The sequence below is a fragment of the Micromonospora sp. CA-248089 genome (assembly GCF_050948515.1).
Taxonomy (GTDB): Bacteria; Actinomycetota; Actinomycetes; order Mycobacteriales; family Micromonosporaceae; genus Micromonospora.
In genome coordinates this window covers 5507820-5530128 of sequence record NZ_CP192016.1, presented here as the reverse complement: position 1 = coordinate 5530128, position 22309 = coordinate 5507820, and the positions used below count along the sequence as shown (strand labels likewise).

19 protein-coding genes, 2 tRNA genes and 1 pseudogene are annotated in these 22309 nt (G+C 72.2%); 14 read left to right on the top strand and 8 right to left on the bottom strand.

The window, feature by feature from the left end; translation table 11 throughout:
* The first annotated feature begins 140 nt into the window (after positions 1-140).
* From ACQP26_RS25855 to nudC, 3 genes are read left to right on the top strand one after another with little or no spacing between them, the layout of a single operon-like run.
* Entirely contained in the window at positions 141-1451 is a 1311-nt protein-coding gene (locus ACQP26_RS25855; RefSeq protein ID WP_433494226.1) for a M16 family metallopeptidase, read from the top strand.
* Positions 1448-2791: a M16 family metallopeptidase gene (locus ACQP26_RS25850; protein WP_433494225.1), complete on the top strand. Its 1344-nt coding sequence runs from the start codon at positions 1448-1450 to the stop codon at positions 2789-2791. The genes ACQP26_RS25855 and ACQP26_RS25850 overlap by 4 nt, the downstream gene beginning before the upstream one ends.
* The gene (nudC, locus tag ACQP26_RS25845; protein ID WP_269704168.1) at positions 2788-3735 is read left to right on the top strand and encodes an NAD(+) diphosphatase; all 948 of its coding nucleotides are present in this window, start codon (positions 2788-2790) and stop codon (positions 3733-3735) included. Before ACQP26_RS25850 ends, nudC begins: the two co-directional genes overlap by 4 nt.
* 156 nt (positions 3736-3891) lie before the next feature.
* On the opposite strand, the gene ACQP26_RS25840 is transcribed toward nudC, so the two are convergent.
* From ACQP26_RS25840 to ACQP26_RS25830, 3 genes are all read right to left on the bottom strand, one after another.
* Positions 3892-4161 carry a hypothetical protein gene (locus ACQP26_RS25840; protein WP_269704169.1) on the bottom strand — a complete coding sequence of 90 codons (270 nt, stop codon included), beginning with the start codon at positions 4159-4161 and terminating at the stop codon, positions 3892-3894.
* Between the two features lie 197 nt (positions 4162-4358).
* Complete coding sequence (locus tag ACQP26_RS25835) at positions 4359-4598, bottom strand: DUF397 domain-containing protein (protein WP_269704170.1); 240 nt, start codon at positions 4596-4598, stop codon at positions 4359-4361.
* A 71-nt stretch (positions 4599-4669) separates the two neighbouring features.
* The gene (locus ACQP26_RS25830) at positions 4670-5650 is read right to left on the bottom strand and encodes a helix-turn-helix domain-containing protein (RefSeq protein ID WP_269704171.1); all 981 of its coding nucleotides are present in this window, start codon (positions 5648-5650) and stop codon (positions 4670-4672) included.
* A gap of 201 nt (positions 5651-5851) precedes the next feature.
* Here ACQP26_RS25830 and ACQP26_RS25825 point away from each other — a divergent pair, with 201 nt between their 5' ends.
* Complete coding sequence (locus ACQP26_RS25825; RefSeq protein WP_433494224.1) at positions 5852-7105, top strand: MFS transporter; 1254 nt, start codon at positions 5852-5854, stop codon at positions 7103-7105.
* Between the two features lie 57 nt (positions 7106-7162).
* Here ACQP26_RS25825 and ACQP26_RS25820 read toward each other — a convergent pair whose 3' ends face one another.
* Positions 7163-7405, bottom strand: a complete 243-nt coding sequence (locus tag ACQP26_RS25820; RefSeq protein WP_018784736.1) for a mycoredoxin — start codon at positions 7403-7405, stop codon at positions 7163-7165.
* 91 nt (positions 7406-7496) lie between these two features.
* Here ACQP26_RS25820 and ACQP26_RS25815 point away from each other — a divergent pair, with 91 nt between their 5' ends.
* The 3 genes from ACQP26_RS25815 to ACQP26_RS25805 all read left to right on the top strand — a co-directional run bounded on the left by ACQP26_RS25815 (position 7497) and on the right by ACQP26_RS25805 (position 10500).
* Entirely contained in the window at positions 7497-9620 is a 2124-nt protein-coding gene (locus ACQP26_RS25815) for an ATP-dependent DNA helicase UvrD2 (protein WP_433494223.1), read from the top strand.
* A 129-nt stretch (positions 9621-9749) separates the two neighbouring features.
* Positions 9750-10004 carry a hypothetical protein gene (locus ACQP26_RS25810; RefSeq protein ID WP_433494222.1) on the top strand — a complete coding sequence of 85 codons (255 nt, stop codon included), beginning with the start codon at positions 9750-9752 and terminating at the stop codon, positions 10002-10004.
* Positions 10005-10134: 130 nt separating this feature from the next.
* The gene (locus tag ACQP26_RS25805; RefSeq protein WP_091422217.1) at positions 10135-10500 is read left to right on the top strand and encodes a WhiB family transcriptional regulator; all 366 of its coding nucleotides are present in this window, start codon (positions 10135-10137) and stop codon (positions 10498-10500) included.
* A gap of 339 nt (positions 10501-10839) precedes the next feature.
* Here the strand turns inward: ACQP26_RS25805 and ACQP26_RS25800 are convergent, their stop codons facing one another.
* The 3 genes from ACQP26_RS25800 to ACQP26_RS25790 form a co-directional block, all read right to left on the bottom strand.
* Complete coding sequence (locus tag ACQP26_RS25800; protein WP_120573255.1) at positions 10840-12186, bottom strand: ABC1 kinase family protein; 1347 nt, start codon at positions 12184-12186, stop codon at positions 10840-10842.
* A gap of 10 nt (positions 12187-12196) precedes the next feature.
* Positions 12197-13309 carry a TOMM precursor leader peptide-binding protein gene (locus tag ACQP26_RS25795; RefSeq protein ID WP_269704174.1) on the bottom strand — a complete coding sequence of 371 codons (1113 nt, stop codon included), beginning with the start codon at positions 13307-13309 and terminating at the stop codon, positions 12197-12199.
* 178 nt (positions 13310-13487) lie between these two features.
* Positions 13488-13655 carry a DUF5679 domain-containing protein gene (locus ACQP26_RS25790; protein WP_007464795.1) on the bottom strand — a complete coding sequence of 56 codons (168 nt, stop codon included), beginning with the start codon at positions 13653-13655 and terminating at the stop codon, positions 13488-13490.
* Between the two features lie 475 nt (positions 13656-14130).
* On the opposite strand from ACQP26_RS25790, the gene ACQP26_RS25785 reads away from it, so the two are divergent.
* Both ACQP26_RS25785 and ACQP26_RS25780 read left to right on the top strand, forming a co-directional pair.
* The gene (locus ACQP26_RS25785) at positions 14131-14652 is read left to right on the top strand and encodes a M48 metallopeptidase family protein (RefSeq protein ID WP_269704175.1); all 522 of its coding nucleotides are present in this window, start codon (positions 14131-14133) and stop codon (positions 14650-14652) included.
* Between the two features lie 159 nt (positions 14653-14811).
* On the top strand, positions 14812-15483 hold the full coding sequence (locus ACQP26_RS25780) for a hypothetical protein (RefSeq protein WP_433494221.1): 672 nt from the start codon (positions 14812-14814) through the stop codon (positions 15481-15483).
* Positions 15484-15871: 388 nt separating this feature from the next.
* Here the strand turns inward: ACQP26_RS25780 and ACQP26_RS25775 are convergent, their stop codons facing one another.
* The gene (locus ACQP26_RS25775; RefSeq protein ID WP_269704177.1) at positions 15872-17143 is read right to left on the bottom strand and encodes a zinc-dependent metalloprotease; all 1272 of its coding nucleotides are present in this window, start codon (positions 17141-17143) and stop codon (positions 15872-15874) included.
* A gap of 115 nt (positions 17144-17258) precedes the next feature.
* Between ACQP26_RS25775 and ACQP26_RS25770 the strand changes: the two genes are divergently transcribed.
* The 5 genes and pseudogenes from ACQP26_RS25770 to ACQP26_RS25750 all read left to right on the top strand — a co-directional run bounded on the left by ACQP26_RS25770 (position 17259) and on the right by ACQP26_RS25750 (position 22249).
* Complete coding sequence (locus tag ACQP26_RS25770; RefSeq protein WP_269704178.1) at positions 17259-18272, top strand: YlbL family protein; 1014 nt, start codon at positions 17259-17261, stop codon at positions 18270-18272.
* Positions 18273-18399: 127 nt separating this feature from the next.
* Positions 18400-21399: a UPF0182 family membrane protein gene (locus ACQP26_RS25765; RefSeq protein WP_433494220.1), complete on the top strand. Its 3000-nt coding sequence runs from the start codon at positions 18400-18402 to the stop codon at positions 21397-21399.
* A 133-nt stretch (positions 21400-21532) separates the two neighbouring features.
* Positions 21533-21688 (top strand): annotated as a pseudogene (locus ACQP26_RS25760) (sigma factor); the annotation flags it as partial.
* A 120-nt stretch (positions 21689-21808) separates the two neighbouring features.
* A tRNA-Met gene (locus ACQP26_RS25755) sits at positions 21809-21882 on the top strand.
* A gap of 293 nt (positions 21883-22175) precedes the next feature.
* Positions 22176-22249: transfer RNA gene (locus ACQP26_RS25750), tRNA-Met, on the top strand.
* Positions 22250-22309 lie beyond the last annotated feature (60 nt).

Sequence of the window (22309 nt, the reverse complement as noted above, 5' to 3'; positions counted from 1 at the left end):
CCAATCCGCAGTATTCCTATTTAGTTGGTAGGAAGACTGGGGCAAGCGGCCCTCGGCGTCAAGACCCGTCCCGCAACGTCCACCGTTCGGCCAGGGCACACCGGCGGTAGAGCGGGTACCGAGGCGCTAGTGTCGATCTCGTGCCGACGCGGAGAGCGAAGATCCCAGCGACGAAGTACCCGGTCGAACGGTTCACCCTCGACAACGGCCTGCGTGTGGTGCTCACGCCGGACCGCAGCGCCCCGGTCATCGGGGTCGCGGTGGTCTACGACGTCGGCATCCGCTCCGAGCCGGAAGGGCGTACCGGGTTCGCCCACCTCTTCGAGCACCTGATGTTCCAGGGCTCGGAGAACCTCGAGAAGCTGGCCCACTTCCGACACGTCCAGGGCGCCGGCGGGACGTTCAACGGCTCCACCCACCTGGACTACACCGACTACTTCGAGACGCTGCCCGCGAACGCGCTGGAACGGGCGCTGTTCCTCGAGGCCGACCGGATGCGCGGCCCGCGGCTGACCGAGGAGAACCTGCGCAACCAGGTCGACGTGGTCAAGGAGGAGATCCGGGTCAACGTGCTGAACCGGCCGTACGGCGGGTTCCCCTGGCTGACGCTGCCCCCGGTGATGTTCGACACCTTTCCCAACGCGCACGACGGCTACGGCTCCTTCGTCGACCTGGAGTCGGCCACCGTGGCAGACGCCGCCGACTTCTTCCACCGCTACTACGCCAGCGGCAACGCCGTGCTCGCGGTCAGCGGCGACATCGACGTGGCCGAGGCGACCACGCTCATCGAGCGGCACTTCGGGGACGTGCCGGCCCGGCCCGCCCCGCAGCGGCCCGACTTCGTCGAGCCCGACCTGACCGCCGAGCGGCGCAGCACGTACACCGACGCGCTGGCCCCGCTCCCGGCGGTGGCCGGCGCGTGGCGGGTGCCCGACCCGGTCAGCGACTTCGCCGGCTACCTGCCGTACGTGGTGCTGGCCGAGGTGCTCACCGACGGCGACGCCTCCCGGCTGGTCGAGCGGCTGGTGCAACGCGACCGGTCGGTCACCAGCCTCGGCGGGTACCTCGGTTTCATGGGCGACCCGTTCGACGTCCGCGACCCCACCGCGCTGCTGCTCCAGGCGCACCTGCCGCCCGGCGGCGACGTGGACAAGGTGCTGCGCACGATCGACGAGGAACTGGACCGGCTGGCGACCGACGGGCTGACCGAGGGGGAGCTGGCGCGTACCCAGGCCCGGATGGCCACCCACCTGCTGCGCGACACGGACGCGGTGCTCGGCCGCGCGTTGCGGATGGCGGTGCTGGAACAGCAACGCGGCGAGCCCGGCCTGCTCAACGACCTGCCCCGGCTGGTCGGCGAGGTGACCGAGGAGCAGGTCCGCGCCGCCGCCGCCACCCTGCGGCCCGAGCGCCGCGCATCCGTCGAGGTCGTCGCCGGAGGAGCCCGATGAGCACGAGTACGACCGCTGCCACCACCGTCCGGCCGCTGCCGGCACTCGGCCCCAACCGCCGCCTCAAGGTGCCCAAGCAGGCCGAGCGCACGCTCGCCAACGGACTCACCGTGATCGCGGTACGCCGTTCCTCCGTACCGCTCGTCGAGCTGCGACTGTGGATGCCGTTCGGGCGTACCCACCTGGCCCGCGGCGCGATGCTGGCGCAGACCATGCTCTCCGGCACCGAGGCGCACAGCGCCACCGAGCTGGCGGCCGAGCTGCAGAAGGTCGGCGGCGGGCTGACCGCCGGCCTCGACCCGGATCGGCTGATGCTCTCCGGCGCGGGCCTGGTCACCGGGCTGGACCGGATGCTGGAGCTGCTCGCCGAGGTGCTCACCGGCGCCACCTACCCCGCCGACTGGGTGGAGACCGAACGGGACCGGCTGGTCGACCGCATCCAGGTCGCGCAGAGTCAGCCGTCGCACCTGGCCCGCACCGCGCTGCTCAAGCGGGTGTACGGCCGGCACCCGTACGCGGTGCAGACGCCCGACCCGGACCAGGTCCGGGCGGTCCGCCCGGCCGCGTTGCGCCGGCTGCACGCCGAGCGGGTACACCCGGCCGGCGCGGTGCTGGTGCTCGTCGGTGACGTGGCGCCGGAGCGGGCGCTGGACGCGGCCGAGAAGGCGCTCGCCGGGTGGCGCGGTGACGGCCACGTCGCCGAGTTGCCGCCCGCGCCGCCGCTGGAGCCCGGGCCGCTGCTGCTCGTCGACCGGCCGGGCTCGGTGCAGTCGTCGCTGCGTCTCGCGCTGCCGGCGGTGCCGCGTACCCACCCGGACCACGCCGCGTTGCAGCTCGCCAACCTGATCTTCGGCGGCTACTTCTCGTCCCGCTGGGTGGAGAACATCCGCGAGGACAAGGGCTACACGTACGGGCCGCACTCGCTCGTGGAGCACTCGGTGGCCGGTTCGCTGCTCGTCGCCGGCGCCGAGGTGGCCACCGAGGTGACAGCGGCGGCGCTGGTGGAGACGACCTACGAGCTGGGCCGCCTGGCCACGGTGCCGCCGAAGGCCGACGAGCTGGAGCAGGCCCGCCAGTACGCGCTCGGCACGCTCCAGCTCGGCATGTCCACCCAGGCCGGTCTCGCGTCGCTGACCAGCGCGTACGCCGGCAACGGGCTGCGGCTTGACTTCCTCGCCGAGCACGCCGCCCGGCTGGCCGCCGCGACCGTGGACGACGTGACCGAGGTGGCCGCCCGCTACCTGGCCCCGGCCCGCGCGGTCACCGTCGTGCTCGGCGACGCCGAGCGGGTGGCCGACTCGCTGGCCACGCTGACACCGGTGCGTACGGAATCGGCATGAGCGGCGAGTCCGCCCCGCCGCTGGCCCGCTCGACGCTCGACCGGGCCGCGCACCGGCGTACCGATCCGGGCTGGCTGACCGAGGCGTGGGAGCGGGCGCGGGTGCTGGTGCTCGACTCCGCGGCCGAGGGGCGGGCGCTGGTCCGCGGCTCGGCGACCCCGCCGGAGCTGGTCCTGGTCGGCCCCGGTGAGCTGGCCGAGGTGCCCCGGTCGGTGCCGATGTTCCTCGGCGTCGAGCCGGACGGCGTACCCGTCTTCGCGGTGGACGGGCCGCTGCCGGCGCTGCCGGACACCCGCCCGGCCCACCTGCGCGAGGTCGGCCACCTGATGACCGACCGGGACGCGGGCCTGTTCACCACCGCGCTGGCGCTGCTCAACTGGCACCTGCGGCACGGCTACTCGTCGACGACGGGCAAGCCGACGAGCGCCGACGAGGCCGGCTGGTCGCGGATCGACCCGGACGGCGGCCGGGTCTGGCCGCGTACCGATCCGGCCATGATCGTGCTGGTGCACGACGGGGTGGACGGGCCGGACGGCCGCTGCCTGCTCGGTAACAACGCGGCCTGGCCGCGCACGCCGGGCCTGCGCCGCTACTCCTGCCTGGCCGGATACGTCGAGCCCGGCGAGTCGGCCGAGGCCGCCGTGCTGCGCGAGGTCCGCGAGGAGGTCGGCGTCCCGGTCGAGGAGATCGCGTACGTGGGCAGCCAGTCCTGGCCGTTCCCCGGCTCGCTGATGCTCGGCTTCCTGGCCCGCGCCGACGCGGACGCGCCGATCCGGGTCGACCTGGCCGAGATCGCGCACGCGCGCTGGTTCACCCGCCGGGAGATCGGGGCGGCGCTCGCGGACGAGCCGGTGCCGGTGGGCGGGGGAGACCGGCTGATCCTGCCGCCGCCGTCGTCGATCGCGTTGTTCCTGGTGCACCGCTGGCTCGACGGTCACTGCTGACCAGCTGACCGGCCGCCGCCCACGGGTGGACGCGGCCCCGACCCGGACCGTCGTTGCCGCGACGATCGCGGGCCGGGAACACGTGCCGTCACGGCCGGGTGAGGCGGGAAAGCGGCGGGGGAGGCCGGTCCGGCCACGACGGACGTCAGCGTCCGGTCATCCACCGTCCCAGCGGTACGGGTGCCCGGGGGCGGCTTCCTCGATCGGCAGCACCTTGACCCGGTGCCGGCCCGCGCGTACCGCACCGACGGCGGACAGTGCGCGGGCGAGAAGGAGTGCGGCGTCCCGGTCCTCGGCGTGGACGACCTGGCGGCGGGGCTCCGGCGTGCTCGTCTCGTCACGCAGCCGGCCCCCGCCCGCCCAGGCGGCGGCGATGTCGGCGTCGGCGACGGAACGGATCTCGGTGCGGACGATCAGGAACCGCATGGTGTCCCCCGGACAATCGGCGGTTACACGCTGGAACTTCCACGTCACTCCCGCGTCATGTTACGCCGATGTTTACGCCCGGCAAGGGGAACGCGCCAGCTCGACCGATCGGGGGATCCCAGGTCAGCACCGTTGTCGGGGATGGACATGCGCGAGGGGCCGCCGGCTCGCGCCGACGGCCCCCGTGATTCGCCGGATCAGTCCAGATCGAACTGGCCGCTCTTCGTGCCGGCGAGGAAGCCGAGCCAGCCGGCCCGGTCGAACAGCAGGACCGGGCCGCTCGGGTCCTTGCTGTCCCGCAGCGCCACGGTGGCCGGCCCGGAGCCGAGCGGCGCGACCTCCACGCAGTTGGAGGTCTGGCTGCGGGTGCTCTTGCGCCAGGCGGCGCCGGCGAGCCGTCCCGAGAGTGTGGTCGTGCTGGTGCGGATCTCGTTCATGGTGCTTGCTCCTGGTGAGGTGCTCCGATGGGACCGAGCGACGCCGGAGCGCGGGCGGTGTCCGTGCCGGATCACCGTTCCGTGGTGAGGCGCCCCGAGTCCCGGCGACGCTGGGCCGGCGCCGTTGCCGGCCCGTACGCCACCGTGGACTCGACTGCCGTGCCGGTCAGCCGTCCCGTCGCCTCGATCAACCAGGAGAGGGTGTCCGATGCGGAGAGTGCCGACGAGCATAGCCACTCGAACACCACTTTATAGCGATTTAGGGTGTTTGCCTCGGTCGACATGACGTCGGTGAACCCACCTTCGATGGCGAGTGTCTCCGGATCGAGGGGATCGGCGAACCGATAGACCGAGAACGCGGTCGGCGGAAGGTACCAGTCACCGACCCGGGTGTCCCGCAGCAGCAGACGCAGCGTCACGTTCGGCAGCAGCGCCATCTCGCACAGGTGGACGAGCTGCTCGTGCAACACCTCCGGCGGCCCGGCCCGGCGGCCGAGCGCCGCCTCCTCCAGCACCGCCGTGTAGCGGGGCACGTCCGGGGAGCGGGTCAGCAGGGACTGCCGGGCCTGCCGCGCGCGTACCTCGGTCTCCGGATCCTCGCCGTCCGGGTCGCCGGCCTCGGCCGCGACCTGCGCGGCGGACATGATCCGGTGCCGCGCGTACCCCGGCGTCTGCAACAGCCCCGGCACCAGCACCGGGTTGTACTCGGAGATCTCCGCGCAGCCCGCCTCCAGCTCGGCGAAGGCGCGCTGCTGCTGGGTCATCACGGGGAAGTTGCGCAGCCAGCCGCGCATGTCGCCGGCCTCGTGAGTGATCCCGGTCAGCTCCGCGCGCTGCTCCTCGTCGGCGCCGTAGAGCGTCAGCAACACGTCCACGTCGTCCGGGTCGGGACGGCTGCGGCCGTTCTCCAGGCGGGACAACTTGGATGCGGAGGCCCAGCCGATCCGCTCGATGACCTGGTCACCGGTCAGACCGGCCTGTTCGCGGAGCCGACGCAGCTCGGTGCCGAGTCGACGACGGCGCAGAATCGGGCCTGGTACGGCAGGAGGCACGGCGTCCTCTTTCCCGTCGACCGCCGCTTGACGCGACGGTAACTGTATGAAATTCGCCCCCCACGGTCAGTATGGACGGCGCGACCGGCGTCGGAGGTTCCGGTACGGGCGTGTCACGAGACAAAAAGAGGACCGTGGAGGGTGACTTTCGCCAGCGCCCGCCCCCGACGCGCCCTGGTGGCGCACCCCCGGAGGGAACCGATGCGCACCGTCCTGCGCCGCCCCGACTTCCGTCTCCTGTTCGCCGCGCTCGTCGCGAGCATGGCGGCGGAGTCGGTCCTGCTGCTCGCCCTGGCCGTCTGGGTCAAGGATCTGACCGGTTCGGACAGCATGGCCGGGGCGACGATCTTCGCGGTCATCGCGCCGATGGTGCTCGCCCCACTCGTCGGCTGGGTGGTCGACCGCTACCGCAGGCGACCCTTCTTCATCGCCGCCAACCTGGTCGCGGCGGTGCTGCTCGGCCCGCTGCTCACCGTCCGGGACCGGTCCGACGTCTGGGTGATCTACGTGGTCGCCGCGTTCTATGGGCTGTCGTACATCACCCTCACCGCCGTACTCAACGGACTGATCCGGCATCTGGTTCCGGCCGAGCTGCTGGCCGACGCGAACGGGCTGCTCCAGACCGTCCGGCAGGGCCTGCGGCTGATCGGGCCGCTGGCCGGGGCGGGCGTCTACGCCGCCGTGGGCGGCTGGCTGCTGGTGCTGCTGGCCATGACCGGTTTCCTGACCGCGGCGGCGGTGGTCGTGCGACTGCGCGTGGAGGAGCGCACACCGTCGCGCCCGGGTCGTCGCGGGCCGTCCGAACTGGGCGCGGGGCTGCGCCACCTGACCAGGGAGCCGGCGCTGCGCCGGGCGCTGCTCGGGTACGGACTCGGTTCGCTGGTGATGGGCTTCACCGAATCGCTGATCTTCGCGTACGTCGATCTGGGCCTGCACCGCGACGCCGCGTTCGTCGGCGTGCTGGTCATGGTGCAGGGCGTCGGCGGGCTGGTCGGCGGCCTGTTCTCGGCCGCCGTGGTCCGCCGGTTCGGCGAGGTCGGCGCGCTCGCCGCGGGCGTGACGTTCTTCGGACCGGCCGCGCTGGCGCTGGCGTACCCCCGGTTGTGGCTCGGGGTGGTGGCGCTGCTGCTGGCCGGCCTGTCGCTGCCGCTGACCATGGTGGGGTTGAACACGCTGATCCAGCGGCGGACGCCGCCGCGGCTGCTGGGCCGGGTCACCGCCGCGTCCGAGGCGCTGGTCAGCGGGCCGCAGGCGCTCTCCATCGGCACCGGCGCGCTGCTCGTCGGCGTGTTCGACTACCGGCTGCTGTTCGCCCTGGTGGGGGCCGTCACCACGGCGGCCGGCCTCTACCTGTGGCGGGGCCGCGGGCTGACCACGCCGGTCGCGGCGCCGGTCCGGATCCCGGCGCCCCGGATACCGGCCGACGACGGGGTGTTCAGCCGCGGCGGGTCCTGAACGACGACGAGCGGCCGCACCCGGATCGGGGACGGCCGCTCGTGGCGTCGCGGGAGATCAGCCGGGCAGCGCCGCGAGGTGCTGCTTGACCTGGGTGATCGAGGGGTTGGTCAGGGCGCTGCCGTCGGCGAAGCGCAGCGTCGGGACGGTCTGGTTGCCGCCGTTGACGCTCATCACGAAGTCCGCGGCCGTCGGGTCCTGCTCGATGTCGACCACCTCGTACGCGATGCCTTCCCGGTCGAGCTGCGACTTCAGCCGGTGGCAGTAGCCGCACCACGGGGTGGAATACATCGTCAGCATGGTCCGATCCTCCAAGGGGTGACTCGCGCCCGGTCCGATCAGGCCAGGCTAACCGCTGCAACGTCACACGATGCTGGGATGATTCCCTGCTGTGGGCGTTCACTCAGCGGCGGAACGGGTGCTGGCCGGGCTGGATCCGGAGCAGCGGTCCGCGGTGACCGCCCCGGCCGGCCCGGTCTGCATCCTGGCCGGCGCCGGCACCGGCAAGACCCGGGCGGTGACCTCGCGGATCGCGTACCGGGCGTTGACCGGCGACATCGCCGGCCGGCATGTGCTGGCGGTCACGTTCACCGCCCGCGCCGCCGCCGAGATGCGCAGCCGGCTCGGCACGCTGGGGGTGCAGGGTGTGCAGGCGCGTACGTTCCACGCCGCGGCGCTGCGCCAGGTCCGCTACTTCGCGCCCCGGCTGCTGGCCGGGCGGGCCATGCCGGAACTGCTGGACAGCAAGGTGCGGGTGGTCACGCTGGCCGCCGCCAAGGTCGGCCTGCGCGCCGACCGGGCCGCCGCGCGGGACTTGTCCGCCGAGATCGAGTGGGCCAAGTCGTCGCTGGTCGAGCCCGGGGAGTACGTGGTCGCCGCGGCCAAGGCGCTGCGCGAGACGCCGTACGAGCCGGCCCGGGTGGCGGACGTGTTCGACGCGTACGAGCGGCTCAAGCGCGGCAACGGGGTGATCGACTTCGAGGACATGCTGCGCGCCGCCGTCTGGGGCATCGAGGAGCACCCGGACGTCGCCGAGCAGGTGCGCAACCAGTACCGGCACTTCGTGGTCGACGAGTACCAGGACGTCAACCCGCTCCAGCAGCGGCTGCTGGAGGCGTGGCTGGGCGGCCGGGACGACCTCACAGTGGTCGGCGACGCCAGCCAGACGATCTACTCGTTCACCGGTGCCACCTCGTCGTACCTGGTCGACTTCCCCCGGCTGCACCGCGGCGCGACAGTGGTCCGGCTGGTCCGCGACTACCGCTCCACCCCGCAGGTCGTCGGCCTGGCAAACGCGGTGATCTCGCAGGCCCGGGGCACCGAGGCGCGGCTGCGGCTGAAGCTGCACGGCCAGCGCCGGCCCGGCCCGGAGCCGGACCTGCGGATCTTCACCGACGAGCCGGCCGAGGCGAACGCGGTCGCGGCGCGCTGCCGGGCACTCGTGGCGGGCGGCACGCCGGCGCGGGAGATCGCGGTGCTGTTCCGCACCAACGCGCAGTCCGAGGCGTACGAGAAGGCGCTCTCCGAGGCCGGGGTGCCGTACGTGCTCCAGGGCGCGGAGCGGTTCTTCGAACGGCCCGAGGTGCGCCAGGCGATGATCGCGCTGCGTGCCGCCACCCGGTCGGCCGACGCCGGGACCCCGCTGCAGGCCGCCGTGGTCGAGGCGCTCACCGCCGTCGGCTGGGCGCCCGACGCACCCCCGCCCGGCGGTGCCGCGCGCGAGCGGTGGGAGGCGCTCGCCGCGCTGGTCCAGCTCGCCGAGGAGTACGCGGCGCAGGCCGAGGAGGAGCCCGGCCTGACCGGGTTCACCGAGGAACTCGCCCGGCGGGCCGCCCAGCAGCACGTGCCCACGGTCGAGGGCGTCACGCTCGCGTCGCTGCACTCGGCGAAAGGGCTGGAGTGGGACGCCGTGTTCCTGGTCGGGCTGGCCGAGGGCACGCTGCCGACCACGTACGCGAAGACCATGGAGCAGGTCGAGGAGGAACGGCGACTGCTCTACGTCGGGATCACCCGGGCCCGGGAGTGGCTCTGGCTGTCGTACGCCACGGCACGCTCGCCGGGTGGCCGGGCCCGGCGGCCGTCGCGGTTCCTGCCGCAGCTCGACCGGTCCGGCGGTGGTGAGCGGGCCGGCGGCACCGGCCCGGCGCGGCGGGCCGAGCGGCGGCGGCCGCAGGTGGTCTCCTGCCGGATCTGCGGCGCCACGCTGCTCGCCGGCGCGGACCGCAAACTGGGCCGCTGCCCGACCTGCCCGTCGGACATCGACGAGGAGCTGTACGAGCGGCTGCGCGAGTGGCGGCAGCGGGTCGCGGGCGCGCAGAAGGTACCGGCGTACGTGGTCTTCACCGACGCCACGCTCACCGCGCTGGCCGAACGGAAGCCCGGCCGCACCGAGGAACTGGTGGCGATCGCCGGGATCGGGCCCCGAAAAGTCGGTCTTTACGGGGATACGGTGCTCGCCCTGGTGGCCGGTGCCACCGTGGACGACGTCTGCCCACAGAAAACTTCTGAAAACTAGCCGTAAATCGTTTGCCCTCGCCCGAGGGCGAGGAATAGCCTCATGACACACCTCGCGAGCGGCGCCGTTCTGGCTGCTCAAGAGGGATGAGTCCACGGTCGGCACGAGGAGAGTAGGGAGGTGGCACCAGTGAAGATCTTCAACTACGAGCGTCTCACGGCGATGCCGTCTGCCGTCGCTCCGCTGTCGGCCGTCCGGGTGGCCCTCGCTGCTCGACCGTCGGCTCCGCAGGTGCACCAGGTCCAGGTTCAGGCCGAGCTGAACCTGACCGTTGCGCCGATCGCCGGAGTCGAGGGGACCAGTGGCTTCGCGGGCAAGGGCATCGATGGCGCCAAGAAGCGCACGGATGTCCGCGGCGTTCCACCTCGAGGTAGACCGGTCTGATCCATCAGACACCGGCTCACCTCGAGGCCGCGGAACCCGCTACCGGGATCCGCGGCCTCAGTTTTTTGCCCCGCCGAAGTACGTCGGAATGCGATCCACGAGATCGAAGTGAGAGAGAGGTGACCGGAGGATGAGTCTGGCGTTGGCCCCACTCGACGTGAGCGTCGAGGTGGAGGCGAACCTGCCCTGCCGGAAGTTCGACCCCGACCTGTGGTTCTCCGACTCGCCCGCTGAGCTGGAGCTGGCCAAGTCGCTCTGCGGGGACTGCCCGCTGCGCGTCGAGTGCCTCGCCGGTGCGGTCGAGCGAGCCGAGCCCTGGGGCGTCTGGGGCGGCGAGATCTTCGAGCGTGGCGCGGTCGTCCCGCGCAAGCGGCCCCGTGGCCGTCCGCGCAAGGAGGACCTCGCCCGTGACGCGCAGCTCCGGGTCGAGGCGGAGGCGCGACTGGCGGCCAGCGGGCTGTCCGAGTCGCGGAACTCCGTCCGGCTGGCAGCCTGACACACCTACGTTCCGAGCCCGAACCGATGCCGGTGTCCCTCCACCGGCCGACCTGAGAGAGAAATTCTGATGCTGAACCTGCCGAACGGATTCGAGATGCAACTACTCCACGAAGCGTTGTCCAGGGCCCGAATGCGCCGGCCTCAGGCCGGTCGCACCACCACGAGCACTGAGGCAACCCGTTCCGCCCGTACCGTCGCCATGCGGAGTCGCAGCCAGTCGGCTCGCGACCTGGGCGTCCTGTAGAACGATCGAGCAAGAGAGGGGCGGTGACCTGTCGGTCACCGCCCCTCTCGCTGTGCTCACTCGCTCGCCGGGCCGCTCGTGGCCGGCTTGCGCTCAGGCCACCGGCGCGAAGCCGGGCAGCCAGCGTTCCAGGATCGACCGGTAGGACGCCTTCGCCTCCAACTGGCAGAGCACCCCGATCGACCCCAGCGTCACCCGGTGGATCATCAGGTACGACGGGGGCAGGTTGAGCTGCCGGCTGAGCTGGTAGGCGGGGGAGCGAGGGCTGGCCAGCCGGGTCGCCTCGCCGCGCAGCCAGGCCCGGGTGAAGCGGAACTCGTCCGCCGCGATCGGTTCCAGCATCGGCCGGAGGAAGTCGAGCACCGCCGGGGCGTCGATCGACTCCGTGCGGCTGACGAAGCCCTCGGCGCGCAGCCCCTCCACCACCGCGTCGGCGTCCCCGCGCAGCGCCAGCGCCGCGATCCGGCCGATCGGCTCGGGCGTGCCCTGCGGCATCCGGGCCACCGCCCCGAAGTCGATCACGCCGAGCCGGCCGTCCGGGAGCAGCCGGAAGTTGCCCGGGTGCGGGTCGGCGTGCAGCAGCCCGGCCCGCTCCGGCGCGGACAGGTGCAGCTCGGCCATCAGCCGGCCGGCCTCGTCGCGCTGCTCCTCGGTGCCCTCCCGGATGATCTGGGACAGCGGGATGCCCTCCACCCACTCGGTGATCAGCACCCGCGGCGCGGCGTCGAGCACCTCCGGGATGAAGATGTCCGGGTCGTCGGCGTACGCGGCGGCGAACGCCCGCTGCGACTCCGCCTCCAGTTCGTAGTCCAGCTCCTCGGTGATGCGCTCACGCAGCTCGGCCAGGAGCGGCTTCACGTCCAGCCCCGGCTGGATGGCCCGGAACATGCCACCGAGCCGGGAGAGCTGCTTGAGGTCGGCGAGCAGCGCGTCACCGGCACCCGGGTACTGGATCTTCACGGCCACGTCCCGGTGCCGGGGGCCGCCCGCCGCTTCGTACCCCGGATCGCGCCAGACCGCCCGGTGCACCTGGCCGATGCTTGCCGCGGCGGCCGGGGTGTCGTCGAACTCGACGAACCGGTCGCGCCAGTCCGGGCCGAGCTGCTCGGCGAGCACCTTGTGCACCGTCGCCGCCGGCAGCGGCGGCGCGGCCTCCTGGAGCTTCGTGAGCGCCTGCCGGTAGGGCGCGGCCACCTCCTCGGGCAACGCCGCCTCGAACACCGACAGGGCCTGGCCGAACTTCATCGCCCCGCCCTTGAGCTGCCCGAGCACGCTGAACAGCTGCTCGGCGGTGCGCTGCTGGATCTCGGCGGAGATGACGTCGGATGCGAGGCCGGTCACCCTCTTGCCCATGCCGAGAACGGTTCGACCGGCGAACCCGAGCGGCAGAGCGGCGAGTTTGGCGGTGCGGGACACGGCCCGGCGCGGGATGTCGGTCACCCGGCCATTGTTACCGACGCGGGGCCTCCGCTGCTGCCGTGCGGCGGGTAGCGGCCGGGGCCGACCGGATCGGGCGACGCCCGCAGCAACCGCAGGAGGGGTGCGGCGGCCACCGTCGGTGACGGATACGGCCCGGCCCGCGGATCTCCACCGCGCCGCCGAGCGTCTCCGGCTGGGCGCCGTCGAGGTGGGCCAGCACCTCGGCCGTCGCGAAGGCCGTCGCGGCGAGCCGGGTGGCGGCGGCGCAGGCCCGCTCGTCCCGGTCGGCGGCGAGCTGGGCGGCGAGCGCGGGCCAGTCCGGATCCCGGTCGCCGCGGTGCAGGTCGAGGCAGCGCAGGCAGGGGCCGACGGGCGGGCGGACCAGCGGACCGACCACCGGTACGCCGCCCCGCAGGTCGAGCAGCAGGTGGGGCCGGCGTCGGCGGGCGTACCCGGTGGCGAGCAGTTCGGCCGGACGGTCGACGCCGAGCTGCACCACCAGATCCGGCCGGGCCGCCCGCAACGGGACGGTGACCGTGCCGGGTGCACACCGCGCCAGCACCGCGCGTACCGCCGGGGCCAGGGGCCGGCCCAGCTCCGCGGCGGTCAGGCCGGTCCCGACCAGGTCACCGGCACCGACCGGGCCGGCCAGATCGGGTACGACGTGCCCGACGCCCGCCTGGGCCAGCGCGACGGCGACCGCCGCGCCGAGTCGTCCGGTGCCGGTGACCAGCACCCGGGCGTCACGGCGGCGGCGCAGCAGCCGGGCGGGTGTGCCGGGCAGGTCGGGTGAGGCGAGCGCCAGCGCGGCGGCCTCGGCGGCCAGCCGGGCCCGGGTCGCACCGGCGAGGTCGCGGGGGAGCAGTGCCTGCGCCGGCACCACCAGCCCGGCGTTCCGGAGCGTGTCGTAGAGGGCGCGTGCCTCGTCGGGCGGGACCCGGGCGGCACGCGCCTCGGCCAGCACGGCGCGCTCGCTGCGGGTGCCGTCGAGCAGGTCGAGCAGGCGGGCCGTCCCCGGCGAGGACATCTCCAGCAGCACCGCGCGGCCGGGTGCCTCGCCGAGCTGGAGCGTGTGCCGGTCGCGCCAGAGACGGGTCAGGCCGGGCAGGAGCACGGGACGGACGAGCGGTGTCGGGTCGGTCACGCCACTGATCGTGACCGTATCCGCGCGCTCCGTCGCTCGTTGTCCACAGGTGCGGCGCGCCGTGGCCAGCGTTGTCCACAGGTTCTCGCCGGTTTTCCACAACCGACGGGTAACTCTGTCGGCTATACGACGGGGGAGGGCGGCCGACGGCCGCCCTCCCCCGTGTCTGTCGTACGGGTCAGACCTTGGCCTTGCCCAGGATGCGGTTCACTGTTGTGCCGCACACCGGGCACTTGCCCTTTGCCATGTTCATGCCGGTCTTCGAGACCTCCACGTGCCCCTCGAAGTCCCGCTTCTCCTTGCACTTCACGCAGTAACCGTTGTAGGTCTGGGCCTGGTCGGCCACGGTAGCCTCCTCGTCTCGTCCGCCGGAGGTGTCCCGGCGGGTATCCCTGCGGCGGCCCACGCGTGGCACCGGCGCCGGGGGGTTCTCCGCGGTCAGTCACCTGACCGTGGTTGGCGGACCCTACCCAGGTACGGGCGGTTCCATGTCAGCTGTGCGCCGACTCTGTGAGCAAGTCGACGTCGAGAGTGTGCCTGCCGAGTAACGTCGTATAAGTCAGTTTCGCGCGGACACGCCGGATGAATGCACCCAGATCCGCTTCGCGCCGCCCCGCCGACTGTTGCTCGTCGTAGATCACTTAACGTGAACAGGGCCGGTCAGGTGATGGTCAGCTACCGTCGCAAAGAATTTTTTCCGGACTCCTGACAATCAACCGCCACTTTCCGGGCGCGTGTCGTCGTGTTGACTCTTGCGGAGTCCTGGTCAGTACGCATTAGCTTTCCATCGTGACAGTCAACCGAGGCTGCGCGGACCGGTAATGGCCGTGACGCGGAAGCCCGTCGTCGAGGTGCGGCGCAGCCAGCGTCGGCGGCGCACGGTGTCCGCGTACCGGGACGGTGAGCGCGTCGTCGTGCTGATCCCCGACCAGTTCTCCCGGGCCGAGGAGAGCGAGTGGGTCGACCGGATGCTCGCCCGGCTCGCCGCCCGCGAGGGGCGGCTGGCCCGCTCGGACGCCGAACTGCTCGCGCGCGCCACCCGCCTGATCGACCTCTACCTGACCGAGCACGGGTCGGCCGCCGCGCCGGCGAGCGTCCGCTGGGTGACCAACCAGAACGGCCGCTGGGGCTCCTGCACGCCCGCCGACCGCACCATCCGGATCTCACACCGGGTCCAGGACATGCCCGACTGGGTGATCGACTACGTGCTGCTGCACGAGCTGGCGCATCTCATCGTGCCCAGCCACAACGCCGAGTTCTGGGCGCTGGTCGCCCGATACCCGAGGTCGGAACGTGCCCGCGGCTATCTGGAGGGCGTCGCCGCCACCGCCGCGATCCCCTGACCACCGCCCGCCCGTCGGTCCGTCCGTCGCGTCCGCCCGTCGCGTCCGTCCGTCCGTCGCGGTCGATCATGAAGTTGACCCGGCGTTCCGTCCGCTTCGTCACCGCCAACCTCATGATCGTGCGCGGACCCGGGGCGGGGTGGGGGTTAAGGTCGGCGAATGTCGCGACGTGTGGTGGTGGCGCTGCTCGGCCCGGTGACCTGGTCGCCGCCCGGTATCGATCCGGCGCGCTGGCGGACCGCGCTCGCCGAGGACGTGGTCGACCTGCTCGCCACGCTGAACGAGGTGGAGACCGCCGTCGCGGTCACCGCCCGGGACCGATGGCTGGCCGACGCGGTGGTCTGGCCCGGCACCCAGGTGTACGAGGTGCCCGAGCCGACGCCGAACGCGGTGTTCGCGGCGCTGGCCGGGGAGTCGTCAGGACAGGAGCCCGCGGCCACTCCGGGCGCGGCGGCGGTCACCGGTGACCGGGCGGCCCGCTACGACCAGGTGGCGGTGGTGGTGGCCGACGCGCCGGACGTGCCCGGGCTGACGCTCGGCAAGCTGCTGCGCCCGCTCACCACCCGGCCGGTGGCGGTGGCCCCGGTCGAGGGGAGCGGCACCGGGCTGCTGGGGGTGGCGGCGCGGCTGCCCGTACCGGCGTGGCTGCCGGCGCTGGACCTGGACACGACAGCGCCGGCCGAGGTGCGGCGGGCGGCACCGAGCCCCGGGGACGTGGCGGTCACCGCCGGCTGGCACCGCATGCGCGGCCCGGCCGACCTGGCCGCGCTCGATCCCGCCGTCGAGGGCTGGGAGGCCACCCGAGCCCTGTTGTCCGGCCGCCCCGTCTGACCCGCCGCCGCCCCGCCCGCGCCCACACCGCTCCACCCCGCCGATTTCGTCGATCTGTGAGTGAGGCTCCCGGCTCCCGGCTCCGAGAGATCTTGGTACCAAACGGCCCCCATTGGGGCCCTTCCCTACCAAGATCTCCACCGATCCCACCTCGCGGAACGCTAAATCTCGCCCGATGGGCGGCGGTCGACGCAGCAACAAACCGAACGAGGAACTCCCGCCCGCGCCGCCCCGAAACCTCTGCGATCTTGGAGTTGTGGCGCCTGACAGACGCCGCATTCAGGGCATCCTGGGCGCCGCAACTCCAAGATCGACGGGGCGGGACGGGGCGGGGCGGGACGTGGACGGGGCCCGCACGGTGAACCGTGCGGGCCCCGTCGCGTACGCGTCAGTGCTTGTCGTCGTCCTCGCCGGGGGACTTCTCCTCGGGGGCGCCCGGGGCGGAGAAGTCGAAGTTCGCCAGCTCGTCGTCGAGATCGGTGCTCGTCGCGGCGAACGCCTCCGGCGCGGCGAAGTCGTCGTCGGAGGGCAGCAGGTCGGGGTGGCCCCAGACCGCGTCCCGGCCGGCGATGCCCCGGTGCTCGGTCAGCGCCTCCCACAGCACCGTCGCCTCGCGCAGTCGGCGGGGCCGCAGTTCGAGGCCCACCAGCGCGGCGAACGTCTGCTCGGCCGGGCCACCCGCAGCGCGGCGGCGGCGGAACGCCTCGCCGAGGCGTACCACGTTGGGGAGGCGGTCACCGGCGGCGCTGTCGACGACGTGGCAGACCCAGCCCTCGACCAGGGCGAGGACGGTCTCCAGCCGGGCCAGCGACGCCTTCTGCGCGGGCGTGTCCTCGGGCGTGAAGATGCCCTCCAGCGCGATCGCCTGCATCGACTCCGGGTCGGTCGGGTCGACCCGGCCCATCGCCTCCTCGATCGCCTCCCGGTTGACCCGGATGCCCGCGGCGTAGTTCTCCACCGCCGTCAGCACGTGCCCGCGCAGCCACGGCACGTGCTGGAACAGCCGCTGGTGGGCGGCCTCGCGCAGGGCCACGTAGAGGCGTACCTCGTCCTCGGGCAGCTCCAGGCCCTCGCCGTACGCCTTGATGTTGGCGGGGACGAGCGCGGCGGTGCCGGCGGGGCCGAGCGGCAGGCCGATGTCACCGGCGGAGAGCACCTCGGCGGCGAGCGAGCCGAGCGCCTGGCCGAGCTGGCCGCCGAAGAGGGCGCCGCCCAGCGTGGCGACCATCGACTGCATCGGGCCGAGCTGGGCGCGCGCCTCCGGCGGCACCAGGTCGCCCATCGCGCCGACCATCCGGCTGGCCACCGGGTCGCAGAGCTTGCGCCACACGTCGAGCGTCTTGAAGATCCACTCGTTGCGGTTCCAGGCGACCGAGGTGCGGATGCCGGAGGGCCACGAGGTCGCCGGCTCCAGCCAGAGGTCGGCGATGCGCAGCGCCTCCTCGACCGCGTTGCGTTCGAACGGCGACACCGCCGGGTCGCCGGCGGCGGCGAGCTGGCTGGCGGCTACCTGCCGGGCCAGGTCCCAGTTGACCGGCCCGCTGCCCGGCGCCGAGAGCAGGTGCTGCAACTGCGACATGAACTGCTGCATCGCCGCGGGATCGTTGGGGTCCGGTGGTTGACCACCCGGGAGCGCGAAACCGAACGGAATATCAGGCACGACCTCTACGGTACGCGCGCGCCGCCGCAGGTCGTGCCACTCGGCGTTGCGCTGAGGGCGAAGTCCTCGGGTCACCGCGCCGGGCGGCCGGGTACGGATCGGTACGCTCTGGCCCATGAGACGTCGCGGCGTGACCGTCCTTCTCGGTGCCCTGCTCACCGCCCTGCTCAGCGTCGGCGTGCTGAGCGTGCCGCTGCCGTACGTGGTGCTCGGCCCCGGTCCGACGGTGAACACGCTGGGCAGTGAGGACGGCAAGGAGGTCATCCAGGTGACCGGCCGCGCGACGTCCACCTCCGCCGGTCAGCTCCGTCTCACCACAGTCGGTGTGCAGCCGACAGTGCGGCTGCGTTCGGCGCTGGCCGGGTGGTTCTCCTCGGACGAGGCGGTGGTGCCGCGGGAGCTGGTCTACCCGCCGGGGGAGTCGCAGGAGGAGGTCGAGAAGCGCAACGCGGAGGACTTCCAGAACTCGCAGACCAGCGCCGAGACGGCGGCGCTGCGTGAGCTGGGCTACCCGATCAAGGTCCTGGTCAAGGCGGTCACGGCGGGTGGCCCGTCGGCCGGCGTGCTACGGCCCGACGACGTGCTCACCTCGGTGGACGGGGTCCAGGTGACGAGCGCCGCCAAGCTCACCGAGCTGATCCGCGCGAAGCCGGCGGGCACCGCGCTGACGATCGGCTACACCCGTGGTGAGACCCCTGGTACGGCCACGGTGACCAGCCGCGAGCAGGACGGCCGGCCGCGCATCGGGGTGGAGATCGACCAGCAGCAGCCGCACCCGTTCACCCTGAAGATCGACCTGGGTGACATCGGCGGGCCGAGCGCCGGGCTGATGTTCTCGCTCGGCATCATCGACAAGCTGGAGCCGGCCGACCTGACCGGCGGCAAGATCATCGCCGGCACCGGCACCATCGACGACGAGGGTCGCGTCGGCCCGATCGGCGGCATCGCGCAGAAGCTGGTCGGCGCCAAGGACGCCGGCGCGAAGGCGTTCCTGGTGCCCGCCGACAACTGCGCCGAGGCGGTCCGCAACCCGCAGCCGGGCCTGCCGCTGCTGAAGGTCGCCACGCTGGGTGAGGCATTGAAGGCACTCGAGACGCTGCGCGCCGGGGGGCAGCCGACGCGCTGCTGAGGCGGGCCGGGCGCCGACCGGCTGGCGGATCGTGACGTGACCTTGACCCGACGTGCTCAGGAACACCCCGTACTCTTGGTGCCTGGTCGGAGCCGATCACATCGAGCGTGCGGAGCCAACAGTGGTCATGCGTAGCAGTCCCTTACCGAGGATGAGCCGGCGCGGACGCGTCACCATCGGTGTCCTGATCGGGGTGTTCATCTTGTTCACCCTCCTCGGGTGGGGCGTGAACGCGTGGACCGACTGGCTCTGGTTCGACGAGGTCCGCTACACCCAGGTCTTCACCGGCGTGCTCGCCACCCGCCTGCTGTTGTTCCTGGTGATCGGCGCCGGCATGGCGCTGCTCGTCGGCGGCAACCTCTGGCTGGCCTACCGGCTGCGGCCCAAGATGCGCCCGCACTCGGCCGAGCAGGCCACGCTCGAGCGCTACCGGATGCTGCTGAGCCCGCGGCTCGGCACCTGGATCGCGCTCGCCGCCGCCGTCGTCGGCCTGTTCGCCGGCCTCTCCGCGCAGAGCCGCTGGGGTCAGTGGCTGCTGTTCCGCAACGGCGGCGACTTCGGGGTGAAGGACCCGGAGTTCGGCATCGACGTCGGCTTCTACGTCTTCCAGCTGCCGTTCTGGCGCTATCTGCTCGGCGTCGGCTTCACCGCCGTGGTGCTGTCGCTGCTCGGCGCGCTCGCCGTGCACTACATCTTCGGCGGCGTGCGCCTGCAGGGCATCGGCGACCGGATGACGAACGCCGCCCGCGCCCACCTCAGCTCGCTGGTCGCCGTGTTCGTGCTGCTCAAGGCCGTCGCCTACGTGCTGGACCGGCGGGCCATGCTGCTGGAGTACAACGAGGGCGCCAAGCTCTACGGCGCCGGCTACGCGGACGTGAACGCGCTGCTCCCGGCGAAGGAGATCCTCGCCTGGATCTCCGTCCTGGTGGCGCTGGCGATCATCGTGTTCTCCAACGCGGTGATGCGGAACCTGGTCTGGCCGGGCATCTCGCTCGCCCTGCTGGGCGTCTCCGCGGTGGCGATCGGCGGCATCTACCCGTGGGCCGTGCAGACCTTCGAGGTCAAGCCGAGCGCCCGGGACAAGGAGGCGCCGTACATCGAACGCAGCATCAAGGCCACCAGGTCCGCGTTCGGCCTGGAAGGCGCGAAGACCACACCGTACGCGGCCAGCAACCTCGTTCCACCCGCCAGCCTCGCCACCGACACCTCGGTGGTGCAGAACATCCGGCTGCTCGACCCGCAGCTGGTCTCCGAGACGTACACGCAGCTCCAGCAGGTGCGGGGCTTCTACGACTTCGGTTCGAAGCTGGACATCGACAGGTACTCGGTCAACGACAAGACCTCCGACTACGTGGTCGGCGTCCGTGAGATCAACTACGGCGAGCTGACCGACCAGCAGAGCAACTGGATCAACCGCCACACCGTCTACACCCACGGGTACGGCCTGGTGGCCGCCCCGGCGAACCAGGTGGTCTGCGGCGGCCAGCCGTACTTCGTCTCCGGCTACCTCGGCGAGAAGGCGCAGGAGGCGTGCTCCGCGCCTACCGAGGAGATCCCGGCCCAGCAGCCGCGGATCTACTACGGCGAGCGGATGGAGGCGAACGACTACGCGATCGTCGGGCAGACCGGTGACCGCAACGTCGAGTTCGACCGGCCGACCTCCACCGGCGGTGAGCAGTACTACACCTACACCGGCGAGGGCGGCGTCAAGATCGGCTCGTTCCCGCGCCGGCTGCTCTACGCGATCAAGGAGCAGGAGTCGAACTTCCTGCTCTCCGAGGCGGTCAACGAGAACTCGAAGCTGCTGTACGTGCGTAACCCGCGCGACCGGGTGGAGAAGGTCGCGCCGTTCCTCACGCTCGACGGCGACCCGTACCCGGCCGTGGTCAACGGGCGCGTCCTGTGGATCATCGACGGCTACACCACGGCGGCGACCTACCCGTACGCCGAGCGGGTCAACCTCCAGGCCGAGACGACCGACGAGCTGACCGGCCGGGGCACGTTCCAGCTCGCCCGGGAGAACGTCAACTACATCCGCAACTCGGTGAAGGCGACTGTCGACGCGTACGACGGCACGGTCAAGCTCTACTCGTACGACGACACCGACCCGGTGCTCAAGGCGTGGAACAAGGCGTTCGGCGGTGACCTGGTGCTGCCCAAGGGCGACATCCCGCCGGAGCTGGCCGAGCACTTCCGCTACCCGGCCGACCTGTTCAAGGTGCAGCGCAACCTGCTGACCAAGTTCCACGTCACCGACCCCGGCGACTTCTACTCCGGCCAGGACTTCTGGCAGGTGCCGAACGTGCCGGACGCGCCGGACAGCGGGCAGAAGCAGCCGCCGTACTACCTGTTCACGCAGTTCCCCGGGCAGGAGGGACCACGCTTCCAGCTGACCTCCGCGGTCACCCCCAACGGGCGGCAGAACCTCGCCGCGCTGGTCTCCGGGTCGTACGTCGACGGCCAGCCGAGACTGGAGGTGCTGGAGCTGCCCGACCAGACCCGCATCTCCGGGCCGACGCAGGTGCACCAGCAGATGACCAACAACGGTGACATCCGGCAGCAGCTCAACCTGCTCTCCTCCAACCAGGCGCAGGTGCAGTACGGCAACCTGCTCTCCCTGCCGTTCGCCGACGGCATGCTCTACGTCGAGCCGGTGTACGTGAAGAGCAGCAGCACCGACGCGTACCCGCTGTTGCAGAAGGTGCTGCTCTCCTACGGTGACGGCGGTTCGTACGTGGTGCTCGCCAACAACCTCAACGACGGCATCAAGCAACTCGTCGAGCAGGGCAAGCGGGCACCGAACAACAACCCGCCGCCGAGCACCGACGACAACCCGACGCCCGACAATCCCACGCCGTCGCCGACCGCGGGCGACAACAACCCGCCGCCGATGAGCGGGGAGCTGACCCAGGCGGCCGCCCGGGTGCAGACCGCGATCGCCGAGGTCAAGGCCGCGCAGGCGTCCGGCGACTTCGAGCGGTACGGGCGTGCGCTGAAGGCGCTGGACGAGGCGATGAGCGCGTTCCAGCAGGCCCAGGCCGCGGCGAACGGCTCAGGTAACCCCGCGCCGTCGGGCAGCGCCTCGCCACCGGCACCGACGTCACCCGCGCCGACACCGAGCGGCTGACGCCGAGCTGACACCACGAGCCCGTGGTCCGGGACCGCAACGGTCACCCGGACCACGGGCTCTGTCGTGAAGCGGACTCCCCGGCCGCAACCCCCGCAGCACGTCGGGCCGGGCCGTCCGGTACGGCTACGCGGTGGCCGGTGACCCGGCCGAGGCCCAGGATCTCGTGCAGGAGGCGTACGCCCGGGCCTGGCGGCAGTGGGCGAGGCTCGCCGGCCATCCCGCTCCGGAGGCGTGGCTGCGGCTGGTGATCAGCCGGCTGGCGACCGACCGGTTCCGGCGGTTGCGCAGCGGGCCCGGGGCGGGCCGTCGGTGACGGTGCTGTGGGAGCAGGGGCGATCCGGCGGTGGAGGGACTGAGTACCCGTTTTGCGCCTCCCCGGGTCGGTGCGCTACGGTTGTCGAGCCGACGCGGGGTGGAGCAGCTCGGTAGCTCGCTGGGCTCATAACCCAGAGGTCGCAGGTTCAAATCCTGTCCCCGCTACTCGTGACGAAGGCCCCGGAGTTCGCTCCGGGGCCTTCGCCGTTTCCGCCGGTGTCCCACGCGCATCTGCGGATCGCGCGCCGTGGTCACGGTCCGCGACCGGCTCGGCAGAAGAGAAGTCCCGAGACGCGTATGACTGAGAGTCATGATTATGACTTTCAGTCATATCGCCAGAGAGTCTCGTGCTCGAACTCGCCCGGCGGGACTTCGGATCGTCGTGCGGTGCCCGAGGGGGGATTCCCGGGGACCCGGCTGATCTCCGGGATCGGAGTGCGATAAGCTGTACGAGCCGACGCGGGGTGGAGCAGCTCGGTAGCTCGCTGGGCTCATAACCCAGAGGTCGCAGGTTCAAATCCTGTCCCCGCTACTCGTGACGAAGGGCCCGGAGTTCGCTCCGGGCCCTTCGCCGTGTCCGGCGCATCCTTTC